The following is a 21,899-nucleotide window of genomic DNA, read 5'->3' as shown; positions in this document are numbered from 1 at the left end:
CGGGTTCCTTCCGCATACGATGGTCTGTAGCCCAGGTGCGGAAAGGAGTGGGAAGGTTGCTCACGGGCGCGAATATCGTGCTGCTCGGGGGAGACGCCCGGCAGCTCGAGGTGATCCGCCGGCTGACCGAGCTGGATGCGACCGTGCTGGCGGTCGGCTTCGACAAGCTGAGCACGCCGCTGGACGGAGCCGTGCAGGCCGAGCCGGACGGCCAGTTGTTCGAGGAGGCCGACGCGCTCATCCTGCCTGCGGTCGGCACCGATGAAGACGGAACGGTCACGGCCGTATTCAGCGACAGGGAGCTCAGGCTGGAGGAGGCCCACATCGCCCGTCTGTCCAGGCATTGCAAGGTCTATACGGGCATGGCGAGCCGGTATCTCCGGGAGCTGTGCGCAAAATACGGCATCGGACTCGTCGAGCTGTTCGAACGGGACGACGTGGCGATCTACAATTCGATTCCTACGGCCGAAGGCGCCGTCATGATGGCGATCCAGCACACCGACATCACGATCCACGGATCCAATGCGGTCGTGCTGGGCATGGGGAGGACGGGGCTGACGCTTGCGCGGACGCTGAAGGCCATGGGGGCGAAGGTGAAGATCGGCGTGAGGCGCGACGAGCATTTCGCCCGGGCGTACGAGATGGGGCTGGACCCCTTCTACCTCAAGGACCTGGTGGTTCACGCTGCCAATCTCGACTTGCTTTTTAATACGATTCCGACTATGATAGTCACAGCACAGATCATTGCCCAAATGCCATCGCGCGCCGTCATCATCGACCTTGCGTCGAAGCCCGGCGGCACCGACTTCCGTTATGCCGAGCGGCGCGGCATCAAGGCGCTGCTCGCGCCCAGTCTTCCCGGCATCGTGGCGCCGAAAACCGCCGGACGTATCATGGCGGACTGTCTCGGCCGGCTGCTCATGGAAGACTTGCGGCTCGGGAGGGAGAAGCGGTGAGCATTTGGCAGGGCAAGACGGTCGGGTACGGTTTGTCGGGTTCACACTGCACGTTTGACGAAGTGATGCCGCAGATCCGCAGGTTCGTCGAAGCGGGCGCGAACGTGGTGCCGATCGTTTCGTACAGCGTTCTCACGACGGACACCCGCTTCGGCACGGCGGAGGAATGGCTGCGGAAGCTCGAGGAGATCACGGGGAACCGGGTCATTTCCTCGATCGTGGAGGCCGAGCCGCTCGGCCCGTCGAAGCTCATGGACATCATGGTCATCGCCCCGTGCACGGGGAACACGACGAGCAAGCTCGCGAACGCGATCACGGACAGCCCCGTGCTGATGGCGGCGAAGGCCCAGATGCGCAACGGACGTCCGCTTGTGCTCGCGATTTCGACGAACGATGGTCTCGGACTGAACGCACCGAACATCGCGAAGCTGCTCAACGCCAAGAACATTTATTTCGTCCCGTTTGGTCAGGACAATCCGCAGCAGAAGCCGAATTCGCTCGTCGCGAAGATGGACCTGCTGCTCGAGACGTGCGAAGCGGCGCTTGAAGGCCGGCAGATCCAGCCGCTGCTCATCGAACGGTTCCGGGCTTGATTCCGCGACGGCGCCGGCCGGGCCCGGTTCGCGCGAATCCGCCGGAAGAGCAGCGGAACTTTTCGTTTTCCGGCGGTACCCGCCGCGCGCGGGGGCCGGCGTCGGCCGGTCGCCATACCGACAAGCGATTACGAGCCGGATGATGCGAGCATGGCCGCTGTCGATAGCGCCGGGAGCGTCTGTTGACGCTCCCGGGTTCCGCGATTCCCGAAATGCCGCACGGATCGCCCAATCGCCGCCCGCCGGGACGGGATCGCCGCCGATCCCGCCCGGCTTGTCATCCTTCGTTCCGCCAGTCGTCGCCGGGGGACAGCGGCTTGCCGTCGTCCTGCAGGGGGCGTGAAGCGGACATGGGCCTCTTGGTCCAGAAATTCGGCGGCACCTCGCTGGCCACGGACGATGCCCGCAGGCACGTGCTGCGGCATATCGTCCGCGAGCGGGAAGCCGGTTATTCCGTTGTCGTCGTCGTATCGGCCATGGGCCGCATGGGCGATCCGTATGCGACGGATACGCTGCTCGCGCTGGCGGGCGGCGGGCACGTCCCCGCCAGGGAGCGCGATCTGATCGCGTCCTGCGGGGAGGTCATCTCCGCGGTCGTCCTGTGCGGCCTGCTGTGGGCCGAAGGCGTGCCGTCGGTCGTGCTGACCGGCGCGCAGGCCGGCATCCGCACGGACGGACGCTTCGGCTCCGCGCGCATCACGCGCATCGAGACCGAACCGGTGCAGAGGCGGCTGAAGGAAGGCGCCGTCGTGATCGTCACCGGATTCCAGGGCCTGTCGCCCGACGGCGACACGACGACGCTCGGCCGCGGCGGCAGCGATACGACGGCCGCGGCGCTGGGCGCCGCGCTGCGTGCGGAGCGGATCGACATCTATACCGACGTGGACGGCATCCTGACGGCCGATCCGCGCGTCGTGGCCGAGGCGAGGCCGCTCAAGGCGGTTACCTACGCCGAGATCTGCAACCTGGCCCGGCAGGGGGCGAAGGTCGTCCATCCGCGCGCGGTCGAAGTCGCGGCGCAGGCGGGCATCCCGCTTCGCATCCGCTCCACGTTCTCGGATGATGAAGGCACGCTCGTGACGGGGCCGGGCATGCTCGAATCGGGCGAAGTGCCCGACCGGCCGATCGTCGGCATCGCCCACACGGCCGGCGTGACGCAGCTCACCGTCTCCTACGGGAGCGCGGATCCGGGAGACATGCAGGTCAAGGTGTTCGGCACGATGGCGCGGCACGGCATCAGCGTCGATTTCATCAACGTGACGCCGAGCGGATGCGTATACACCGTGTTCGACGCCGACGCCGACCGGGCGATCCGACTGCTCGGCGAGCTGGGATGCGCCTGGTCGGCCATCCGCAACTGCGCCAAGGTGTCCGTCGTCGGCGGCGGCATGAACGGCGTTCCCGGCATCATGGCGGCGATCGTCGAAGCGCTGACGGACGAAGGCATTCCGATTCTGCAGAGCGCGGATTCGAACGCGTCGATCTGGGTGCTCGTCCGTCAGGCGGATATGGCGGATGCGGTGCGGGCGCTCCACGCGAAATTCGGCTTGGGCCGGACGGCGGAGGCGGCGCGGGCCGCGTCCCAACCGGTACAGGAGGAATCGCTATGGATTTCGGAAGATTGATTACCGCCATGGTCACCCCGTTTGACGCGGAGGGCAGGATCGACTGGGAGGCGGTCGGCCGGCTCATCGACTATCTGATCGACGAGCAGGGAACCGACAGCATCGTCGTGAGCGGCACGACCGGCGAATCGCCGACGCTGGACGACGACGAGAAGATCCAGCTCTTCCGGTTCGCGGTCGAGCGGGCGGGCGGCCGCGTGCCCGTCATCGCCGGGACGGGAAGCAACAACACCGCGCATTCGATCCATCTGACGAAGGAGGCGGAGGCGGCCGGCGCCGACGGCGTGCTGCTTGTCGCGCCCTATTACAACAAGCCGAGCCAGGAGGGGCTGTACCAGCATTTCCGCGCAATCGCGGAGTCGACGAAGCTGCCGGTCATGCTGTACAACGTTCCCGGCCGGACGGGCGTCAACCTGAACGCGGATACGACGCTCCGGCTCGCGCAGATTCCGAACATCGTCGCGACGAAGGATTGCGCGCCGACGGAGCAGCTGACCGCGATCGCGGCCGCGGCGCCGGCGCATTTCCGCGTGTACAGCGGCGACGACAGCCAGACGCTGCCCGCACTGGCCGTCGGAGCCTACGGCATCGTCAGCGTTGCGAGCCACATCGTCGGCCGCGACATGAAGCGGATGATCCAGGCTTACGTCGAAGGCCGTACGGCCGAGGCGGCGAAGCTGCATCAGCGCCTGTCGCCGATATTCAAAGGGCTGTTCAACTGCCCGCATCCGGTCCCGAATCCGGTGCCGGTCAAGTTCGCGCTGAACCATCTCGGCATACCGGTCGGCGGGGTTCGCCTGCCGCTCGTGCCGCTCGACGAGGCGGAAGCGGCGTTCGTGCGGAATCTGCTGTCGGGTCTTGAACGCCAATAGCAGCGTGCGTTGCCGGAGGAACCGATGCGCGATGCGACGCATCGGTTTTCTTTGTGCGGTCCTTGAGCCCGCCGCGCCGCCGGCGGTCGGTCGCTTGTGCCGCGCATCCGGCTTCATGTATAATGGGTAACAAGTGATCGGGATCGGCAATTCTTTGAAAACTTTGATAGCGTTTGGATCGACGTCCAACAGTTACGGGAGGTACGAAATTCCATTGTCAAAGAAGAACCAGGACAAGCTGCTGATTTTCTCATTGGGCGGCGTCGGCGAGATCGGGAAGAACATGTATTGCGTCCAGTACGGGAACGACATCGTCGTCGTGGACTCGGGGCTGAAATTTCCCGAAGAAGACATGCTCGGGGTGGACATCGTCATCCCCGACATCACGTACTTGACGGAGAACCGCGACAAGGTGCGCGGCATCCTGATTACGCACGGCCATGAAGACCACATCGGGGGACTGCCCTATGTGCTGAAGAGCCTCAATGTTCCGGTGTACGGCACGAAACTGACGCTCGGACTGATCGAAGTGAAACTGAAGGAGGCCGGATTGCTCGGCGAGACGAAGCGCGTGCTGATCCATCCGGATTCCGTCGTGCAGCTCGGCTCCATCAGGGCGTCGTTCTTCCGCACGAACCACAGCATTCCGGATTCGGTCGGCATTTGCCTGGACACGCCGGAAGGCACGGTCGTCATCACCGGCGACTTCAAGTTCGACCATACGCCGGTGAACGGCCAGTACGCCGATCTGCACCGGATGGCGGAGATCGGCTCGCGCGGCGTGCTCGCGCTCCTCAGCGACAGCACGAACGCCGAGCGGCCGGGCTTCACGCCTTCGGAGCGGAAGGTCGGGCAGGAGCTGGAGGACATTTTCCGCAAATCGCGGCAGCGCGTTGTCGTCGCGACGTTCGCGTCGAACGTACACCGCATCCAGCAGGTCATCAATGCCGCGATGGCGACGCGGCGCAAGCTGACGGTCATCGGCCGCAGCATGGTGAACGTCGTGTCGATCGCGTCGGAGCTCGGCTACCTGCACATTCCGGAGGGCATGCTGGTCGAGCCGGAGGATGTGGGCAAACTGCCCGCGGACCGGGTCGTCATCCTGTGCACCGGCAGCCAGGGCGAGCCGATGTCCGCGCTGTCGCGGATGGCGCGCTCGGCGCACAAGAAGGTGGACATCCTGCCCGGCGACACCGTCATCATCTCGGCGACGCCGATTCCGGGCAACGAGCGCTTCGTCGGCCGCACGATCGACGAGCTGTTCCGGCTCGGCGCGAACGTCATCTACGGTCCGACCGCGTCCTCGACCGTGCACGTGTCCGGACACGGCAGCCAGGAAGAGCTGAAGCTGATGCTCAACCTGATGAAGCCGAAATATTTCATTCCGGTTCACGGCGAATACCGGATGCTGCGGCAGCACGCGCTGCTGGCGGAGAGCGTCGGCATCGAGAAGGACCGCATTTTCCTGCTCGACATCGGCGATACGGTGGAGATCCAGAACGGCGCCGCCCGCAAGGGGAACAAGGTCCCCTCGGGCAGCGTGCTGATCGACGGTCTCGGCGTCGGCGACGTCGGCAACATCGTGCTCCGCGACCGGAAGCTGCTGTCGCAGGACGGCATCCTCGTCGTCGTCGTTACGCTCAGCAAGCAGGACGGCACGATTCTGTCCGGACCGGACATCATTTCCCGCGGATTCGTCTATGTACGGGAATCCGAGGGGCTCATGGAAGAGGCAACCCGCATCGTAACGCAGACGCTCAACAAGCTTACGAACGACAACGTGAACGAATGGGCTTCGCTGAAGACGAACGTCAAGGATGTGCTCGGACGTTACCTGTACGAACAGACCCGCCGCCGTCCGATGATTCTTCCGATCATCATGGAAGTGTGACGGCCGGCCCCATTGCCGACTTCGATCATGATCCCCGCCATCCGACCGGGTGGCGGGGTTTTTGGCTTCCGCCACGGGTTCAGCGGCTTTCCCGCGCGGTTCGGCGGCTCTGTTGCAACGAGGCGTTCTCCTTCCGGACGGCATGCGCGCTTCGGCGCAGCCGCGGCGAGGCATCCGCGTCGCGTCACGGCGCCGCAGCAGCGGCCGTGTCCGGCCCGGCGGACGGATGGATTCGGCCCTCGTCCCGGCGGGCGCATAAAACCGCAAGCCGGCCCCATACTAGGTGGAGCGCAAGCACGGAAGGAGGATGGCCAATGTCGGCTGTGAGCAGGGCGGTCGCATCGGGTCCGCCGGAGGGACCGAATCCGGGCGATGCCGAGCCGGCGCGCGCCATGGCGCCCGCGCAGGCGGTGCAGCAGCTCGGGCAGACGACGGTGCCGCAGCCGGAATCGAACATTTTCTGCATGACGATCATCGGCCAGATCGAGGGTCACATCGTGCTGCCGCCGCAGAATAAAACGACGAAGTACGAGCACATCATTCCGCAGCTCGCCGCGGCCGAGCAGAATCCGAAGATCGAGGGCATTTTGATCGTGCTCAACACGGTCGGCGGCGATGTCGAGGCCGGGCTCGCGATCGCCGAAATGATCGCGTCGCTGACGAAACCGAAGGTGACGCTCGTGATCGGGGGAGGCCACTCGATCGGCGTGCCGATCGCCGTCGCCGGCGACCGCTCGTTCATCGCCGAGACCGCCACGATGACGATCCATCCGATCCGTCTCAACGGGCTCGTGATCGGCGTGCCGCAGACGTTCGAATACCTCGACAAAATGCAGGAGCGGGTCGTCCGGTTCGTCACCTCGCATTCGCGGATCAGCGAAGCGCGGTTCAAGGAGCTGATGTTCAAGACCGGGGAGCTCGCGCGCGACATCGGCACAACCGTCATCGGCCCGGACGCCGTGAAGGACGGGCTGATCGACGCGGTGGGCGGCATCGGCGAAGCGCTGGCCGAGCTGAACCGGCTGATCGCGCAGCGCAGGCAGCCGGCTGCTGCGGGGGGTGCGCTGCCATGACGTTCCACACGATTCTGCCGCTCGAGATCGTGCTCGACGGCTTCGGCGATCCGAACCGGATGCGGCGCACGGTGGAGATTCGGAGAGGCGGCATGCTGCTGGAGGTCGAGCCCGTCGGAGACGGGCTCGGCCGCGTCGTCCGGCTGCTCGATTGTCCGCTCGACGCCTATCTCGATCCCTCCCTCAATCCCGGCAGCCTGATCCGCATGCATCCCTGACCGTCCGCCGTCCGCATTCCGCTGCATCGGAACAAATATCCGGCGCTTCGCCGATATGGTATAATCGCACTGAGGTGAACGAGTTGGCGAAGCGCAAACGCAAGAAGAGCGCCGTCGGCGCGACATTGAAATACGAGGTATACGGCATCCTGCTGATCACGCTCTCCGTCATCGCCATGTCCGGTCAGGGATGGCCGGTCGACCGGGCGCTGGCCAACCTGTTCGGGCTGTTCTTCGGCGACTGGTATTTTGTCGTGCCGATCGCCGGGATCTATGTGGGGCTTGCGACGATGATCCGTCGGCAGTGGCCGTCGCGCTGGACTTCCCGCATGACCGGAATCGCGCTCATCGTGCTTTTTCTCCTGCTGCGTTATACGTGGATCGACGTGGAGAATAAAATGGAACCCACGAGCGAGCCGGTGACGGTGTCCGCGATCATGGCGCATGCCGGCGACATCCGCGAGCTGGCGACGCCCGGCGAATTCTACGACATGCCGGTCATCAAGAAAAACCTGAGCGGCGGTTACATCGGCGCCTTGTCCTACGCGCTGCTCTTCTTCCTGTTCGGCGGCTTCGGCGCCAAATTCATCGCCATCGTGCTGCTGCTCATCGGCATCATGCTGGCGACCGGCAAATCGTATGTCGAGCTGGCGATCCTGCTGCGCAAGAAAATCGCGCGGTTCATTCAGCTGATCCGGCTGAAGGTTGCCGATTCCCGGAGGAGGCGGGCGGCAGCGTACGCCGCGGCGCCGGATCCGGCCGGGTCCGAGGAGGGAGCGAAGGGCGGCGGCGCGTACGACGCGGGCTCTCCGCTCATCATGATCGATGACGAGGATTTGATCGACGACGACGAGACGTTCGTGCCGCCTCGCAGGCCGAAGGTCCGCCGCCGCACGCTGTTCTTCCCGTGGCGCAACGAGCCGCCGAAACCGGAGGAACCCGTTCCGGCGGAGCGGGAGGAAGCGCTCCCGGCCGGCACGGACGCGCCGGAGGCCGAAGCCTTCACCGCAGCCGGCGACCGGCCGGAGGAGGCGGAAGGCGCCGTGCCGGCCGACCGGCTTCCCTGGCAGCCGGAACCGCTGCCGCAGGCGCCGCAGGAGCCGCCGGCCGCATCCGTCCCCGATGAGCCGGAGTTGCCGATGTTGCCGGAATCCCGCGCCGCATCGAAGGCTCCGGCCGACGCATCCCCGGCCTCTCCGGTCGTCCGGATCGGCGCGAAAAGCGGGGGCGCGGCCCGGACGGATACCGGCGGCGAGGCGGACGACGCCGAAGCCTCGGCCGCGCCGCCGCCGAAGCCGTCGCGGCCGTATCTGCTGCCGCCGCTCTCGCTGCTTGCGCGGCCGCAGCCCGGCAAGCCCGGCGCCGCCGATCACGGCGAGGCGAAGCGCAAGCTCGAGGCGACGCTGGAGAGCTTCGGCGTGAAGGCGACGGTGCTGAACGTCGTGCAAGGCCCGGCTGTCACCCGCTACGAGGTGCAGCCGGCCGCCGGCGTGAAGGTGAGCCGGATCGTGAGCCTGCAGGACGACATCGCGCTGGCGCTCGCGGCGAAGGACATCCGGATGGAGGCGCCGATCCCGGGCAAATCGGCGATCGGCATCGAGGTGCCGAACGCCGAAGTGGCGACGGTGACGCTGCGCGAAGTGATGGAATCGCCCGTGTTCCAGAACGCGGCCTCGAAGCTGACGATCGCCCTCGGGCGGGACATTTCGGGCCAGCCGGTCATTGCGGATCTCGCGCGCATGCCGCACCTGCTCGTCGCCGGCGCGACCGGTTCCGGCAAGTCCGTCTGCATCAACGGCATCATCACGAGCATCCTGTACAAGGCGGCGCCGGATGAAGTGAAATTCCTGATGGTCGACCCGAAGATGGTCGAGCTGAACGTCTACAACGGGATTCCGCATCTGCTCGCGCCGGTCGTGACCGACCCGCGGCGCGCCTCGCTCGCATTGAAGAAGATCGTCGTCGAGATGGAGAAGCGGTACGAGGCGTTCTCGAAGACGGGCACCCGCAACATCGAAGGGTACAACGCGCAAATGCGCGACAATCCGGAGGCGCGGCTGCCGTACATCGTCGTGATCGTCGACGAGCTGGCCGATCTGATGATGGTCGCGGCGAGCGACGTCGAAGATTCGATCACGCGGCTCGCGCAGATGGCGCGTGCGGCGGGCATCCATCTCATCATCGCGACGCAGCGGCCGTCCGTTGACGTCATCACCGGCGTCATCAAGGCGAACATTCCGTCCCGGATCGCTTTCGGCGTCTCGTCGCAGGTCGACTCGCGCACGATCCTCGACATGGCCGGGGCGGAGAAGCTGCTCGGCCGCGGCGACATGCTGTTCCTGCCGGTCGGCATGTCGAAGCCGATCCGCGTGCAGGGGGCGTTCCTGTCCGATCAGGAGGTCGAGGCGGTCGTCCAGTTTGCCCGCGACCAGGCGCAGGCCGAATACCGGGAGGATCTCGTGCCCGATCCGGCCGAAGAGACGCAGGACCCGGACGACGAGCTGGACGAGCTGTTCGACCAGGCCGTGCAGATCGTGCTCGAGGCGAAGCAGGCCTCCGTCTCGCTGCTGCAGCGCAGGATGCGGATCGGGTACGCGCGGGCGGCGCGGCTCATCGACCAGATGGAGGCGCGGGGCATCGTCGGCCCGTACGAGGGAAGCAAGCCGCGCGAGGTGCTCATCACCGACGGTCAATATCCGCCGCAGGGACACGTCTCATCCTGAAGGCGCCTGTCCCCGCCGGCCATGTTCCGGGCGCCGGGCCTGAGGGCTCGGCGCCCGTTCGTCCTTCCGACATTTCCTGCATAGGGTTTCAGCCGCCAAACCATACTAGAGGCGAATCCAACACGAGACAGAAAGGCAGAGTCGGACAGGATGAAAATGCGACTGTTGGCAGCGACCGTCGCCATCGTATGCCTGGTGTTCGGCGCCTACACCCTGAAGGAGTACGGCAAGGGGATTTCCAACGAAGCGTTCAGCGACGCGGTGCTGACCGTCGGCTTCAAAGGCCAGGATGTCGTGGAGCTGCAGGGCAGGCTCCGCTACCTCGGCTATTACGACGGGGAGATTACCGGCGTATTCGACGAGAAGACCAAGAACGCGGTGACGTGGTTCCAGTGGAGATTCGGCCTGAAGGCGGACGGCATCGTCGGTCCGAAGACGAAGCTGAAGCTGTGGCAGGCAACGAAGGACTGGAGGCCGACGGAGAAGGACGTGCCGAAGGCCGGCGCCGGCAAGACGACTTCCGGCAACACGTCGAATCTGGCGAGGACGCACAACGTCTCGGAGAACGACATCCGCCTGATGGCGAACGCCGTCTACGGGGAAGCGCGCGGCGAACCGTACGAGGGCCAGGTGGCCGTCGCGGCGGTCATCCTGAACCGCGTCAAATCGCCGAATTTTCCCGATACGATACCGGGTGTCATCTTCCAGCCCGGCGCCTTCACCGCCGTCTCCGACGGGCAGATCTGGCTGACGCCGAACGAGACGGCCCGGAAAGCGGTGATGGACGCGATCAACGGCTGGGACCCGACGGGCGGATGCCTGTACTACTTCAATCCGGCGACCGCGACCAACAAATGGATCTGGACGCGGCCGCAGGTGAAGCAGATCGGCAAGCACATCTTCTGCATGTAAGGCCGGAGGAAGCAGCCTTGTCTCAGGTTGCTTCTTCCTTTTGCGATCGGGTAGAATGAAGGTTGGCAAAGGCTTTCCAACCGAACGGAAGGAGCTGAACCGGTTGACCGGACCATGGTTTGAACGGGGCCAGTCGGGCCGCATCCGGCTGCATGTCATGCCGACGAGACGGTTCAAGACGTACCAGTTTGCGCTGTACGCCGGCGTCCCCCTGAGCGAGGAGGACGTGACGCGGACGGCGCTGCTGCCGTTCGTGCTGCGGCGCGGCACGGCGTCCCTGCCGGAGACGCGGGCGTTCCGCGAGCGCCTGGACGATCTGTACGGCGCCGGTTTCGGCTTCGACGTCATGAAGCGGGGCGACTCCCAGATCGTCGTGTTCCAGCTCGAGGTGCTGCAGGACCGCTTCGCGCACGGCGCGGGCGAGTCGCTGCTTGAGGCCGGCATGCGGCTCCTCGGCGAGGTGGTGACGCAGCCGGCGCTCGCGGACGGCGTCTTCCGCTCCCATTATGTCGAGACGGAGAAGACGACGGTCCGGAAGCGCCTTGAAGCGATCGTGAACGACAAAATCCGGTACGCCGCCGAGCGCTGCATCCAGGAGATGTGCGCCGGCGAAGCCTACCGCCTGAACGCGCTGGGGAAAATCGAAGATCTGCCGCATCTTACGCCGGAGACGCTGCACGCCTGGTACACCGAATGGCTGGAACGGGCCTCCTTCGACCTGTACGTGACCGGCGACACGAGCCTCGAGGAAGTGGCCGCCCTCGTCCCCGGAGCGTTCCGGATGCCGGACGGCGAACCGACCGTGTATTCCGCGCCCTCCGCCTGCGGATCGCCGGACGGGGTGAAGACCGTCGTCGAGCGGATGGACGTCACCCAGGGCAAGCTGAACATGGGGCTCCGGATCGGCGTCCGCCACGCGGATGACGACTATCCGGCGGCGCTCGTGTACAACGGCATCCTGGGCGCCTATCCGCATTCGAAGCTGTTCCTCAACGTGCGCGAGCGCGCGAGCCTCGCCTATTACGCCGCTTCCCGCTACGACGGGCACAAGGGCATCCTCACGATCCAGTCCGGAATCGACATCGCCAACTTCGACCGCGCGTCGGCGATCATCCGCGAGCAATTGGACGCGATGGCCCGCGGCGACATCAGCGATCTGGAGCTGGAGCAGACGCGCGCGATGATCACGGGGCAGCTCCGGGAGCTCACGGATTCCGCCCAGGAGATGATCGGCTTCCATTTCAACGGTGTCCTGTCGGGACGGGCGCGCGAACCGGAGGAACTGATCCGCGAGGTCGAGGCGGTGACGCGGGAGGACGTCGTCCGCGTCGCCGGACGGGTAAAGCTCGACACGATCTATTTCCTGCGCGACGGGAAGGAGGAGTGACGGGTGGAGACGAGGCATTATCCGGACGTGGACGAGACCGTGACGATCGAGACGCTGCCGAACGGCCTTGCGGTCCACGTGCTGCCGAAGGCGGGCTGCAGCAAGGTGTACGCCGTGTTCGGCACCCGCTACGGGTCGATCGACAGCCGCTTCGAGGTCGACGGCGAGGAGATCCGCGTGCCGGACGGCATCGCGCATTTCCTCGAGCACAAGATGTTCGAGGAACCGGACGGCGACGTCTTTGCGAAGTTCGCGAAGCTGGGCGCCTCGGCCAATGCGTTCACGAGCTTCGACCGCACCGTCTACCTGTTCTCCGCCGCGGGGAACATCCGGGAAAATCTGACGACGCTGCTTGATTTCGTGCAGCGCCCCTACTTCACCGACGAAAACGTCGAGAAGGAGAAGGGCATCATCGAGCAGGAGATCAACATGTATCGGGACAACCCGGACTGGCAGGTCTATTTCGGTCTGATCGCTGCCCTGTACCGGAAGCATCCCGTCCGGATCGACATCGCCGGCACGGCGGAATCGATCCGCATGATCGACAAGAAGACGCTGTACCGCTGCCACGAGACGTTTTACCATCCGTCCAACATGATGCTCGTCGTGGCGGGCGGGGTCGACGCGGAGGACGTGATCCGGCTCGTCCGGGACAACCAGGCGAAGAAGTCGTTCGATCCCGCGCCGACGGTCGTGCGGCTGTTCGAGGAAGAGCCGCCGGAAGTCGCCGCGCCGCGCGTCGAGCGGGAACTGTCCGTGTCGCTTCCGAAATGCATGATCGGATTCAAGGAGACGGATCTCGTCCGCGACGCGGATGCCCTGATGCGCCGGGAGGCGGCGACGAGGCTCGTATTCGAGGCGCTGTTCGGGCCGGGTTCCGACCTGTACCAGTCGCTTTACGACGACCGGCTCATCACGGATTCGTTCGGCAGCGAGTACAACATCACGCCGGAGTACGCGTTCTCGGTCATCGGCGGGGAGACGCGCGATCCCGACGAGCTGGTCGCGCGAATCGGCGAGGCGATCGAGCGCGCGAAGGAGAAGGGCCTCGATCCGGGGCGCTTCGAGCGGGCGAAGCGGCGGCGGATCGGCGCGCTGATCCGGATGCTGGACCGTCCGGAAGCGGCTGCGAACGAGTATCTGCGCTGGCGGATGCGGGGCGGTGATCTGTTCCGGCTGCCGGACGTGTACCGGGAGATCGATCTCGGGGAGGCCGTCGCGCGGCTCAGGGACCATTTTGACCGGGAGCGGATGGCGGTCTCGATCGTCCGGAGCCGCGGGGCATGAAGCCGCTGGAGGGCATGACGGCGCTCGTGACCGGCGCGAGCCGCGGCATCGGCGCGGCGGCCGCGGTCATGCTCGCGGAGGCGGGCGCTTACGTCGTCGTGCACTATCACACCGCGCGGGACAAAGCCGAAGCAACGGCGCGTGAATGCGGGCGCCGGGGCGCGGGCGCGCTGGTCCTCCAGGCGGATCTCGGCAGCCCCGACGGGCCGGACCGGCTGAAGCGCGCGCTGGATGAAGCGGGCCTTGCGCCCGACATCCTCGTGAACAACGCCGGCGTTTCCCGTTACGGCCTGTTCACCGACGTCACGGAGAAGGACTGGAACGAGGTCGTCGGCGTCAATTTATGGGGCTTATTCCGGCTCACGCAGCTGCTCGTGCCGGCGATGGTGCGCCGGCGGTACGGCCGGATCATCAACGTCTCCTCCGTCTGGGGAATCGCCGGCGCCTCGTGCGAGGTGCTGTATTCGCTGACGAAGGGCGGCGTCAACGCCTTCACGAAGGCGCTCGCGAAGGAGCTGGCTCCGTCGGGGATCACGGTGAACGCCGTCGCGCCGGGCGCCGTCGAGACGGACATGATGCGCGATTTCGATGAAGCAGAGCTTGCCGCGCTGAAGGAAGCGATACCGGCCGGCCGCCTGGCCCGCCCCGAAGAGATCGCTTCGCTGATCCGCTATCTGGCGCTGCCCGAGGCCGGATACATCACTGGCCAGATCATCAGCCCGAACGGCGGATGGATCGCCTGACCGGGCCTGCAACCTTTCCCGCACTTCCGGCGTCGAATAATCGGGATGATCCCCGCCCACACTATGACCGTTGACTTGCTTGTCGCACAACGAGACGAAGGAGGCAGAAAGCATGTCGACGGTACTGACGAAATTCGAACATTGGAAGCATTTTCTGGGCGAGCGCGTGAAGAAGGCGAAGGAGATCGGGCTGAGCGAAGAGACGATCAACAAGCTCGCCTTCGAGATCGGCGAATTTCTCGACGAGAAAGTCGACCCGAAGAACGACGAGGAACGCCTGCTCAAGGAACTGTGGGACGTCGGCGACACCGAGGAGCGGAAAGCGATCGCGCGCTTGATGGTCAAGCTTGCGGAGAAGAGCGCATAACTTCGGATCAGTCACGGAAAGCCTCCCGGGGAGCGGAGGCTTTTCCTGCTGTCTTCCTCGTGTGTGCAGGAATTATGGCGGGAATTGTAGAAAAAGAACAGAAAATGTGACCTGATTCACACCAGACCGGAGTGATGGTGTCTTGGAATTGAAGCAATGGTACATGGAATACACGATCCACAAGAACCGCCCCGGTCTGCTCGGCGATATCGCCTCACTGCTCGGCATGCTCGAAGTGAACATCCTGACGATCAACGGCGTGGAGGACCGGACGCGCGGCATGCTGCTGCAGACGGATGACGACGAGAAGATCCTGCTGCTGGGCAATCTGCTCAAAAAGGTGGACAGCATCACCGTCAACGCGCTGCGTCCTCCCAAGCTGGTCGACATTCTGGCCGTCCGCCACGGACGATACATCAACCGGGATTCGGATGACCGGAAGACGTTCCGGTTTGTCCGCGACGAGCTGGGTCTCCTGGTCGATTTTCTCGGCGAGCTGTTCAAGCGGGAAGGCCACCAGGTGATCGGGCTCAGAGGGATGCCGCGCGTCGGCAAGACCGAATCGATCATCGCGGGCAGCGTGTGCGCCAACAAGCGGTGGACCTTCCTGTCCTCGACGATGCTGCGCCAGACGGTGCGAAGCCAGCTGTCCCCCGAGGAGCGGAATCCGAACAACATTTTCATCATCGACGGCATCGTCAGCACGCTTCGTTCGAACGAGCGGCACGACGCGCTGCTGAAGGAAATCATGGCCATGCCTTGCACGAAGGTCATCGAGCATCCCGACATTTTCGTGCGGGAGACGGGCTTCGACCCGGGTCTGTTCGATTGCATCATCGAACTGCGCAACTCGCCGGATGAGGAGATTACATACGAATCGTTCAGCCCGGAATTCCTGGACGACCTGTGAACGAAGAAGTCCCCTGGAGGTGTGCGAATTGTCGGAACTGGGCAAACTGCTCCGCAACGCCCGTGAGCAGCGCGGCTACACGCTGGACGATGTACAGGACATCACGAAGATTCGCAAACGCTATCTGGAAGCCATCGAGGAAGGCGACTACAAAGTACTGCCCGGCAGTTTCTACGCCCGCGCTTTCGTCAAAAGCTATGCGGAGACGGTCGGCCTTGACGCGGAAGAAGTGTTTCGCCTCTATCAGCGGGAACTTCCGTCGCCCGCGGCGGACGTCGCGGCGGATCAACCGATGGTCAAGCCCAGGCGCGCTTCGGTTCGTTCCTCGGACCGGTGGGGCAAATGGGGCTTCCGGGTGCTCATGTGGTCCTTTTTGCTGCTGATCGGCGCGGTGATCTATACCTATGTGGTGAAAAACCAGGACGCCGGTGACAAGCGGACGGCGGACAATACGACGCCGATCACCGAAGCGATCGAGCCGGATACCGGGGCGGAGGAGAACCAGGCCGGCGCGGTCGGGGGAGGCACGGAGGCCGCGGGGTCGGAAGATGCGGGGACGGAGGCGCCGCTCGTACAGGACGAGCCGGAGACGGTGGAAACGACGCTCACCTTCATCGAAAGGACCGGAAATACCGAGCGGTATGCCGTCTCGCCCGCCGGCGTCCACCGCTACGAAATCGAGGTGGCGGACGGCATGCGCAGCTGGGTCGAGATCCGCGCGGGAAGCCGGAACGGCGAGAAGATTCATTACAAGGAAGAGCGGGGGCCCGTCCTCATTTCCTATGATCTGGAGGGTCCGGTGTATCTGAACATCGGCTCGACGCGGAGCGTCGAGATCCGGATCGACGGCGTCGTGCTGCCGGACGGCGACACCGACGTCCGCCGTTTCCTGATCGAGCCGGCAGAAGGGACGGACGGCGGCGCGGCCGCGAATCCGGCGGGGAATCCGGCGGGATGAATAAAAGGCGGGACCGGCGGGCACAATGACGGCGACAATAGTCATTCCACACGAAACGGAGCGGTTTGCATGACCACAAGCTGGATCGTGACCGGTCTCGGCGTCGTCGTCAGCCTGCTCGGCTGGTCGCTGATTCCGAACGCCTGGGGTTACGGCATACTCGGCTTCGGACTTGCCCACGTCGTGCTCGGCATCCTCGACATGTTCAGAAGTCCGGCGCGCGGGCGGTAAGCCCGCCGGCAACGCACGGAACACACGGCCGCCCGGCTGCCTCAGGCAGCCCGGGCGGCTTTCGTCTTGTCCCGCAACATGATATGCTAGAATGCGAGGCAGGAACTTTGTGGAAGGAGTGCGTCCCATGGCTTCGGAAGCGTCTTTCGACATCGTCTCGAGGGTGGACATGCAGGAGGTGAACAACGCCGTCCGGCAGGCGATGAAGGAGATCGAGACCCGCTTCGATTTCAAGGGCTCGAAGAGCAGCATCGAGATCGAGAAGGACGAGCTCGTCGTCGTGTCGGACGACGAATACAAGCTGAAGAACGTCATTGACATTTTGCAGGGCAAACTGGTAAAGCGCGGCGTACCGATCCGCAACCTGGAGTACGGCAGGGTCGAGCCGGCCGCGCAGGGCACCGTGCGCCAGCGGATCCGGCTGAAACAGGGCATCGACCAGGAAGCGGCGAAAAAGATCAACACGATCATCCGCGATTCGAAGCTGAAGGTGAAGAGCCAGATCCAGGGCGACCAAATCCGCGTATCGGGCAAGAGCCGCGACGATCTGCAGGCGGTCATCCGGATGCTGAAGGATGCCGACGTCGGCATCGAACTCCAGTTTACCAACTATCGGTCCTGACGGCAGACTCGTGCGGTCCGCTCTTTGCGGTCCGTGCGGGTCCGCCTTCTTTTTGACAGCCGTTTTGCCCGTGTATTATACTGAATTGGACAGTTTGCGGGCACGGTCTGGAGGATGCTGCATGAGAGAGAAGGTAAGCGTCGTCACGCTCGGCTGCGAGAAAAATCTCGTCGATTCGGAGATCATGTCCGGTCTCGTGCACGAGCGCGGTTACGAACTGGTCGACCGTCCGGAGGATGCGACGGTCGTTATCGTCAATACATGCGGTTTCATCGATGCGGCGAAGGAAGAGTCGATCAACACGATTCTCGAGCTGGCCGAACTGAAGGAGACCGGGAAGCTGAAGGCGCTCATCGTCTCGGGGTGTCTCACGCAGCGGTACAAGGAGGAGCTGATGCGGGAGATGCCCGAGATCGACGGCATCGTCGGAACCGGCGATTTCCACCATATCGCCGATATCGTGGACGAGGCGCTGCGCGGGAAGAAGCCGGTGCGGGTGGGGCATCCGGCTTTCGATTATGAACGGGCGCTTCCGCGCCGCGTCATGCGCCCGCGCCATACCGCATATGTGAAGATTGCGGAGGGCTGCGACAACGCCTGCACGTTCTGCAGCATTCCGCTCATGCGCGGCAAATTCCGCAGCCGCTCGATCGAATCGATCGTCCGCGAGGTCGAGACGCTGGCGGCCCAGGGCGTGAAGGAGATCTGCCTGATCGCCCAGGACTCCACGAATTACGGCACCGATCTGTACGGGACGTTCAAGCTGCCCGAGTTGCTGAACCGCGTGAGCGAGGTCGATGGCATCGCCTGGGTGCGGCTTCATTACGCCTATCCCGGATTTTTCACGGACGAGCTGATCGAGACGTTCGCGAACAACCCGAAGATCTGCAATTATTTCGACATCCCGCTGCAGCACAGCGAGAATTTCATCCTGAAGCGGATGCGCCGGCCCGGCCGGCAACGGGATGCCCGCGAGCTGATCGCGAAGATCCGCGCGCGCATTCCGGACGCCGCGATCCGCACGTCCATCATCGTCGGCTTTCCGGGCGAGACGGAGGAGCATTTCGAGCGGCTGTGCGAATTCGTCCGCGAGATGCAGTTCGACCGGCTGGGCGTGTTCACCTATTCGAAGGAGGAAGATACGCCGGCCGCGAGGCTCCCGGACCAGGTGCCGGAGGATGTGAAGGAATATCGCGCGGCGGTGCTCATGGAAGTGCAGCGCGAAGTGTCGAAGCAGGCATCCGCGAAACGCATCGGGCAGGTTATCGACGTGCTGGTCGAGCGGTACGACGGACGGAGCGACGTCTACGTCGGCCGCTCCCAATATGACGCTCCCGAGATCGACGGCGAGGTATTCATCACCGGCTGCCGTCCGGAGATCGGTACGATTCAGCGCGTCCGCATCACGCACGCCTACGAGTATGACCTGTCCGGGGAGGGAGTGGTGTGAATCTCGCCAACCGCATCACGCTGGCGCGCATCTTCCTTGTCCCGATCATCATGTTCTTCCTGCTTGCAAAGATCGATTTCGCGCCGATCAAATTCGAAAATTTCTCGATCACCTACAACCAGATCGTCGCCGCGCTCATCTTCATCATCGCCGCGAGCACGGACGGGCTGGACGGTTACATTGCGCGAAAGAACAAGCTGGTGACGAATCTGGGAAAGCTGCTTGATCCGCTCGCGGACAAGCTGCTCGTCGCGGCCGTGCTGATCTCGCTCGTCGAGATGGGCAAGCTCGACGCCTGGATCGCGATCGTCATCATCAGCCGCGAGTTCGCCGTGACGGGCCTCCGGCAGGTCGCCCTGCTCGAAGGGAAGGTGCTCGCCGCCAGCCGCTGGGGCAAATGGAAGACCGGCGTGCAGATCACGATGATCATTGCCCTCCTGATCAACAACTTTCCGTTCGCGCTGGTCGGCATTCCGTTCGATGTCGCAATGACCTGGGTGGCGGCCGTCATCACCGTATACTCGGGTATCGACTATTTCGTCAAGAACAAGGATCTCATTCCGGTGCAATAGGCGGCCCAACGGGCGGAGACGGGAATGTGTCTCCGCCCGGCTTGTATGGCGGTGCCGCCGACGTTGCGCATGTCGGCCTGTTATGTAGGCTCCGGGCGGGCAAACGGGCAGCGGATCGTGTCCCGGTCGGCGTTAGTCGGACATGGATCCGCCAACGGAATGCAGCGGGGGACTTGTCGATCGTCCCCGATTTCGCATCCTGTGGACGGAAGGGGACGACGGCCCGGAGGAGTCGCACACGCGTCCCTATTAACGGTCTCACAGAACGTTAACGCGCTTTTGAACCCGGTCCGGGCGGCCGTTAGCGGTTCCGCAGACCGTTATTCGCACGCGGCGTGTGGGGGAACGCCCACTTCAGGCGGGCATAACGGTCCCGCAGACCGTTAACGCGCCTTCGAGCCCGGTTCGGGCGGTCGTTAACGGTCTCACAGACCGTTATTTGCGCACAGGGGGCGGGGGAACGCCCGCATCAGGCGGGCATAACGGTCCCGCAGACCGTTAATGCGCCTTCGAGCCCGGTTCGGGCGGTCGTTAACGGTCTCACAGACCGTTATTTGCGCACAGGGGGCGGGGGAACGCCCGCATCAGGCGGACATAACGGTCCCGCAGACCGTTAATGCGCCTTCGAGCCCGGTTCGGGCCGTCGTTAACGGTCTCACAGACCGTTATTTGCGCACAGGGGGCGGGGGAACGCCCGCATCAGGCGGACATAACGGTTCCGCAGACCGTTAATGCGCCTTCGAGCCCGGTTCGGGCCGTCGTTAACGGTCTCACAGACCGTTATTCGCACGCGGCGCGTGGGGGAAGGCCCGCATCAGGCGGGCATAACGGTTCCGCAGACCGTTAATGCGCCTTCGAGCCCGGTTCGGGCCGTCGTTAACGGTCTCACAGACCGTTATTCACCCCCGGCGGGCAGCGGAAGGACGCGGGGATCGCCATGCGGGTTTGCGCGGGAGCGGGAGGGTAAGCCTCGTGCTGGCGTCTTCCGGTTGCATTACCTTAGCGCTCCCTTGTATGCTTGAAATATGCTTGATTCAAAGATCGAACCGGCTCTTCACCATCCGGGCCGACAGCGCCGGCCATGCGAGGCAAGGCGCGGCGCGCGAAAGGGGTCATGACCGTTGAAAGCCGAAATCATCGCCGTGGGGACGGAGCTGCTGCTCGGACAAATCGTCAACACGAACGCGCAGTATTTGTCACAGCGGCTGGCCGCGCTCGGCATCGACGTATACTTCCAGACGGTCGTCGGTGACAACGCGGGCCGGATCCGCAGTGCGATCGAGACGGCGCGGAGCCGCGCGGATCTCCTGATCTTCACGGGCGGCCTCGGGCCGACGCAGGACGATCTGACGAAGGACGTGCTCGCCGAATATCTCGGGAGGAAGCTGGTCATCCACGAGCCGTCGCTCCGGAAAATCGAAGAGCGGCTGGCGGGAAATCTGATCCGGATCGAGAGCAACAGGCGGCAGGCGCTCATGATCGAAGGCAGCGAGCCGCTGCCGAACGAGAAGGGGATGGCGGTCGGCAACGCGCTCACCGCGGACGGCACGCATTACATATTGCTGCCGGGTCCGCCGGTCGAGATGCAGGCGATGTTCGACGGGCCGGCCACCCGCTGGCTGCTTCGGCTGCTCGGGGAGAGCCGCCCGCTCCATTCGCTCACGCTCCGCTTCGCCGGCATCGGCGAGTCGGCGCTCGAACATCTGCTGATCGATCTGATCCGGGGACAGACCGACCCGACGATCGCGCCGTACGCGAAGGAAGGGGAAGTGGCGATCCGGCTCTCGACAAAGGCGGCGGACGAGGCGGAGGCAGCGGCGAAACTGGAGGAGACGGTCAGGGCGATCGAACGGCTGGCCGGACGGTATCTGTACGCGAAGGAAGATGTGCCGCTCGAGGAAACCGTCGTCGGCATGCTTCGGGCGTCCGGCAGGACGGCGGCGACGGCGGAGAGCTGCACGGGCGGGCTGATCGCGGAGCTCATCACGAGCGTGCCGGGCAGCAGCGAGGCGTTCGCAGGCGGCTTCGTGGTATATACGAACGTGATGAAGCGCGAGCTGCTCGGCCTGCCGGCCGAACTGCTCGAAGGGCCCGGCGCACCCGGCGCGATCAGCGGCGAAACCGCGGCGCTGATGGCCGAGCGTACGCTGGAGCGCTGCGGCGCGGACTATGCGCTCGCGACCACCGGCGTCGCCGGGCCGTCGCCGGCGGAGGGCAAGCCCCCCGGCCTTGTCTATGTCGCGCTTGCCGAACGCGGCGGCCGCACGGATGTGCACGAGCTGAAGCTGTCGGGCGGGCGGGACGGCGTCCGGCTGCGCGCCGCGAAGCACGCGTTGTACCGGCTCTGGGAACGGATGAAGGAAAGTATGACAAATTTTTGAACGGAATTGCCAACCGTTTCCCCTCGGGATATAATGGGTTTCGGTGTACGGAAGAACCGTGGCGAAGCGTGCTTTGCTGCGGTTCTTTTTTCATGAGCACGGACCGGCCTGTCCGGAAAAAAAATGCG

Annotated in this window: 20 protein-coding genes; all 20 read left to right on the top strand. The window is 64.5% G+C overall.

Annotation, left to right across the window (positions count from 1 at the left end; translation table 11 throughout):
* The first annotated feature begins 56 nt into the window (after window positions 1-56).
* The 20 genes from dpsA (at window position 57) to A9Z00_RS03705 (ending at window position 21,771) form a co-directional block, all read left to right on the top strand.
* Window positions 57-956, top strand: coding sequence for a dipicolinate synthase subunit DpsA (dpsA, locus tag A9Z00_RS03800; RefSeq protein WP_296974742.1), 900 nt, complete (start codon window positions 57-59; stop codon window positions 954-956).
* On the top strand, window positions 953-1,549 hold the full coding sequence (locus tag A9Z00_RS03795) for a dipicolinate synthase subunit B (RefSeq protein ID WP_296974526.1): 597 nt from the start codon (window positions 953-955) through the stop codon (window positions 1,547-1,549). Before dpsA ends, A9Z00_RS03795 begins: the two co-directional genes overlap by 4 nt.
* A gap of 350 nt (window positions 1,550-1,899) precedes the next feature.
* Window positions 1,900-3,174, top strand: coding sequence for an aspartate kinase (gene dapG, locus A9Z00_RS03790; protein WP_296974524.1), 1,275 nt, complete (start codon window positions 1,900-1,902; stop codon window positions 3,172-3,174).
* Window positions 3,156-4,046 (top strand): 4-hydroxy-tetrahydrodipicolinate synthase, encoded by an 891-nt coding sequence (dapA, locus tag A9Z00_RS03785; protein ID WP_296974522.1) that lies wholly within the window; start codon window positions 3,156-3,158, stop codon window positions 4,044-4,046. The genes dapG and dapA overlap by 19 nt, the downstream gene beginning before the upstream one ends.
* A 214-nt stretch (window positions 4,047-4,260) precedes the next feature.
* Window positions 4,261-5,937, top strand: a complete 1,677-nt coding sequence (locus tag A9Z00_RS03780) for a ribonuclease J (protein ID WP_296974520.1) — start codon at window positions 4,261-4,263, stop codon at window positions 5,935-5,937.
* Window positions 5,938-6,251: 314 nt separating this feature from the next.
* Complete coding sequence (locus tag A9Z00_RS03775) at window positions 6,252-7,010, top strand: ClpP family protease (RefSeq protein WP_296974518.1); 759 nt, start codon at window positions 6,252-6,254, stop codon at window positions 7,008-7,010.
* Window positions 7,007-7,228 carry a YlzJ-like family protein gene (locus A9Z00_RS03770; RefSeq protein ID WP_296974516.1) on the top strand — a complete coding sequence of 74 codons (222 nt, stop codon included), beginning with the start codon at window positions 7,007-7,009 and terminating at the stop codon, window positions 7,226-7,228. The genes A9Z00_RS03775 and A9Z00_RS03770 overlap by 4 nt, the downstream gene beginning before the upstream one ends.
* A gap of 83 nt (window positions 7,229-7,311) precedes the next feature.
* Window positions 7,312-9,951 carry an FtsK/SpoIIIE family DNA translocase gene (locus A9Z00_RS03765; protein WP_296974514.1) on the top strand — a complete coding sequence of 880 codons (2,640 nt, stop codon included), beginning with the start codon at window positions 7,312-7,314 and terminating at the stop codon, window positions 9,949-9,951.
* A 150-nt stretch (window positions 9,952-10,101) separates the two neighbouring features.
* Window positions 10,102-10,863, top strand: coding sequence for a spore cortex-lytic enzyme (gene sleB, locus A9Z00_RS03760; RefSeq protein WP_296974512.1), 762 nt, complete (start codon window positions 10,102-10,104; stop codon window positions 10,861-10,863).
* Between the two features lie 103 nt (window positions 10,864-10,966).
* Window positions 10,967-12,250 (top strand): EF-P 5-aminopentanol modification-associated protein YfmF, encoded by a 1,284-nt coding sequence (gene yfmF / locus A9Z00_RS03755; RefSeq protein ID WP_296974509.1) that lies wholly within the window; start codon window positions 10,967-10,969, stop codon window positions 12,248-12,250.
* A 3-nt stretch (window positions 12,251-12,253) separates the two neighbouring features.
* On the top strand, window positions 12,254-13,537 hold the full coding sequence (yfmH, locus tag A9Z00_RS03750; RefSeq protein ID WP_296974507.1) for an EF-P 5-aminopentanol modification-associated protein YfmH: 1,284 nt from the start codon (window positions 12,254-12,256) through the stop codon (window positions 13,535-13,537).
* Window positions 13,534-14,280, top strand: coding sequence for an elongation factor P 5-aminopentanone reductase (ymfI, locus tag A9Z00_RS03745; protein ID WP_296974504.1), 747 nt, complete (start codon window positions 13,534-13,536; stop codon window positions 14,278-14,280). The genes yfmH and ymfI overlap by 4 nt, the downstream gene beginning before the upstream one ends.
* A gap of 112 nt (window positions 14,281-14,392) precedes the next feature.
* Complete coding sequence (locus A9Z00_RS03740) at window positions 14,393-14,647, top strand: DUF3243 domain-containing protein (protein ID WP_296974501.1); 255 nt, start codon at window positions 14,393-14,395, stop codon at window positions 14,645-14,647.
* Between the two features lie 142 nt (window positions 14,648-14,789).
* Window positions 14,790-15,557, top strand: coding sequence for a DUF3388 domain-containing protein (locus tag A9Z00_RS03735; RefSeq protein ID WP_296974499.1), 768 nt, complete (start codon window positions 14,790-14,792; stop codon window positions 15,555-15,557).
* Window positions 15,558-15,576: 19 nt separating this feature from the next.
* Window positions 15,577-16,515, top strand: a complete 939-nt coding sequence (locus tag A9Z00_RS03730) for a helix-turn-helix domain-containing protein (RefSeq protein WP_296974498.1) — start codon at window positions 15,577-15,579, stop codon at window positions 16,513-16,515.
* A gap of 69 nt (window positions 16,516-16,584) precedes the next feature.
* Window positions 16,585-16,746 carry a hypothetical protein gene (locus tag A9Z00_RS03725; protein WP_296974496.1) on the top strand — a complete coding sequence of 54 codons (162 nt, stop codon included), beginning with the start codon at window positions 16,585-16,587 and terminating at the stop codon, window positions 16,744-16,746.
* Window positions 16,747-16,873: 127 nt separating this feature from the next.
* Window positions 16,874-17,368 (top strand): YajQ family cyclic di-GMP-binding protein, encoded by a 495-nt coding sequence (locus A9Z00_RS03720; RefSeq protein ID WP_296974494.1) that lies wholly within the window; start codon window positions 16,874-16,876, stop codon window positions 17,366-17,368.
* Between the two features lie 121 nt (window positions 17,369-17,489).
* Complete coding sequence (rimO, locus tag A9Z00_RS03715) at window positions 17,490-18,818, top strand: 30S ribosomal protein S12 methylthiotransferase RimO (protein WP_296974492.1); 1,329 nt, start codon at window positions 17,490-17,492, stop codon at window positions 18,816-18,818.
* Complete coding sequence (gene pgsA / locus A9Z00_RS03710; protein WP_296974489.1) at window positions 18,815-19,390, top strand: CDP-diacylglycerol--glycerol-3-phosphate 3-phosphatidyltransferase; 576 nt, start codon at window positions 18,815-18,817, stop codon at window positions 19,388-19,390. The genes rimO and pgsA overlap by 4 nt, the downstream gene beginning before the upstream one ends.
* A 1,121-nt stretch (window positions 19,391-20,511) precedes the next feature.
* Window positions 20,512-21,771: a competence/damage-inducible protein A gene (locus A9Z00_RS03705; protein WP_296974486.1), complete on the top strand. Its 1,260-nt coding sequence runs from the start codon at window positions 20,512-20,514 to the stop codon at window positions 21,769-21,771.
* Window positions 21,772-21,899: the final 128 nt, after the last annotated feature.

This window comes from Thermobacillus sp. ZCTH02-B1, from assembly GCF_002159085.1.
Lineage (GTDB): Bacteria > Bacillota > Bacilli > Paenibacillales > Paenibacillaceae > Thermobacillus.
The sequence above is the reverse complement of the archived record's forward strand: the minus strand, read 5'-3'. Positions and strand labels throughout refer to the sequence as shown.